Genomic DNA, 2,580 nt, shown 5'->3' with positions numbered 1-2,580 from the left:
TGCATATTCTCTCCAGCTTTGATCACCCAATTGCATTAACTTTGATCGCTTATTCTCATTAAGCTTTGATCACTAAAATCACTTGTAAATGATCACATTTATGCTCTTAATGATTTTGCCGATCAAAGCTTAATACCACTCGTAACCGAGTTCACGTTTTATCATTTTTGTAGGTGTGTTAAACCGTTATCTGAATCGTTTGATGAGGATAACAACAATGACAACAAGACCTATATCTATGAGTAAATTACATTCCATTTTACGGCTGAAGTACTCAGCACAATTATCCCATCGAGAGATTGCCAGAAGTTTAAATATTTCACCTGGTACTGTGGCTAATTACCTTAAAAAGGCCAATGAGTTAGGCTTAAATCAATGGCCAATACCAGAGGATAAACAGCAAAATACATTTTTCAACACCAAACTCAAGCGCTTCTCAACGCGTAAAAAAAGACACCCTACGCCTGACTGGTTAAATATCAATAAAGACTTAAAACAACATAAACACCTAACATTACAGCTCGTATTTGATGAGTTACTTGAAAAAGTGGGTGAGCCTTATTACAGCTACAGTCACTTCTGCCGAGCTTATAAACAATGGTTAGGTACCCAGCGACTCTCAATGCGTCAGCAGCATAAAGGGGGTGAAAAGCTGTTTGTGGATTATTGTGGCCCCACAATTACCATTACTTGTCCGACGACACAAGAAAAGCGCACTGCTCAGATATTCGTTGCTGTGCTAGGTGCATCAAATTATACCTATGCTGAAGCAACGTATAGTCAGCAACTTGAAGATTGGGTAATGAGTCATGCGCGTTGCTTTGAATTTTTAGGCGGCGTTCCTGACGTTGTTATTCCCGATAATCTCAGAAGTGCTGTCAGTAAAACCTGTCGCTACGAGCCTGATTTAAATCCGACGTACCACCAGTTAGCCGAGTACTTTAACGTTGCTGTCATTCCGGCTAGACCTTATAAACCCAAAGATAAATCGAAGGCTGAAGTCGGCGTACAAATTGTTGAGCGTTGGATCATGGCACGCTTACGTAACCAAACCTTCCACAGCTTAGCGCAACTCAATCATGAAATAGCAAAGCTACTGGATATGATGAACAATAAGGTGATGAAGCAATATCAACAATCACGCAAACAGCTATTTGATATGGTGGATAAAAACGCATTAAAGCCATTGCCTGAAAAGCCCTATCAATATACACAAATCAAAACAGTACGTGTGCATATTGATTACCATGTTGAAATAGAAAAACATTACTACAGCGTGCCTTATCTGTGGGTTAAAAAACAATTACGCGCACACATATCCAATCAACTCGTGCAGCTTTATTATGACGGCACTTTAATAGCACAGCATCCTCGCTCAAACCGTTTAGGCGGACATACGACACAGACACATCATATGCCAAAGGCGCATCAAAAACAGCATGAGCAGTCACCGATAAATTTACGCTCATGGGCATTGAGTATCGGTGATTATACTCATCAAGTCGTTGAATTATTGCTTAATAGCAAACGTCATCCAGAGCAAGCTTATCGCACCTGTTTAGGGGTGTTAAGTTTAGCTAAAACGTATTCAAAAGAACGCCTCGAGCGAGCATGTTACCGAGCAATTTGCATGAATACGACCACACACAGATCTATTAAGCAAATGCTGCAAAAAGGGTTAGACCAACAACCATTACCCACACTCCAAACAGAGCCAGAAAAGCCAATTACACACAGCAACATACGTGGCACAGATTACTACCATTAAGGAATTCAAACATGATAGAAACAATTAATCAGCAACTTCAATTGCTCAAGTTATCGGGTATAAAGCAAGCACTCAAGCAGCAGCTTGAACAGCCAAACCTATATCAAGAACAAAGCTTTATAGAGCGCGTCAGTTTATTGCTAACGCATGAAATTGATACGCGTGACCAAAGAAAAATAGAGCGATTGGTGCGACAAGCAAAATTCCGCGTACCGGGTCAGTTAAATCAACTCATTTACTCGCCGAAGCGCAATCTAGATAAAGCACAAATACGCAGCCTCAGCCAAAGCACCTGGCTGAGTTTACATCAGAATATATTAATAACAGGCGCCACAGGCTGTGGCAAAACCTACCTCGCGTGTGCCTTGGGTCACGAGCACTGTTTACAAGGAAAAAGTGTCTTCTATATTCGATTAAAAGAATTACTTGAAAGTCTATTTCTAGCACAGGCCGATGGCAGTTATCGAAAATTATTGGGTAAACTCATTAAATACGACTTACTTATTTTAGACGATTGGGGGCTAGAGCCACTCAGTGCTCAGCAACGAAGCGACTTACTTGAATTAATCGATGCTAGATATGGTTATAAATCACACATCATCATTAGTCAGTTACCACAGGAAAACTGGCACCAAATGATCGGCGAATCAACGCACGCTGATGCTATTTTAGATAGGCTGATTCATGGTGCAATTAAGTTGAATTTAAAAGGAGAATCGATACGAAAACAGTTAAATGAATTGACTGATGATGATCAGTTAAGTTAATTTAAAAATGGCTCTACAAAATGATAAATCAAGCGATCAAAGCTG

Annotated in this window: 2 protein-coding genes; both read left to right on the top strand. The window is 40.1% G+C overall.

The window, feature by feature from the left end; genetic code table 11:
• The first annotated feature begins 217 nt into the window (after nucleotides 1-217).
• A complete protein-coding gene (gene istA, locus QMA00_RS18735) occupies nucleotides 218-1,768 on the top strand; it encodes an IS21 family transposase (RefSeq protein WP_008466912.1) in 1,551 nt (516 codons plus the stop codon).
• 11 nt (nucleotides 1,769-1,779) lie between these two features.
• Nucleotides 1,780-2,535 carry an IS21-like element helper ATPase IstB gene (gene istB, locus QMA00_RS18730; RefSeq protein ID WP_076923272.1) on the top strand — a complete coding sequence of 252 codons (756 nt, stop codon included), beginning with the start codon at nucleotides 1,780-1,782 and terminating at the stop codon, nucleotides 2,533-2,535.
• The last annotated feature ends 45 nt before the right edge of the window (nucleotides 2,536-2,580 follow it).

It is taken from the genome of Pseudoalteromonas sp. APC 3694 (assembly GCF_030407565.1).
Classification (GTDB): domain Bacteria; phylum Pseudomonadota; class Gammaproteobacteria; order Enterobacterales; family Alteromonadaceae; genus Pseudoalteromonas; species Pseudoalteromonas tetraodonis.
The sequence above is the reverse complement of the archived record's forward strand: the minus strand, read 5'-3'. Positions and strand labels throughout refer to the sequence as shown.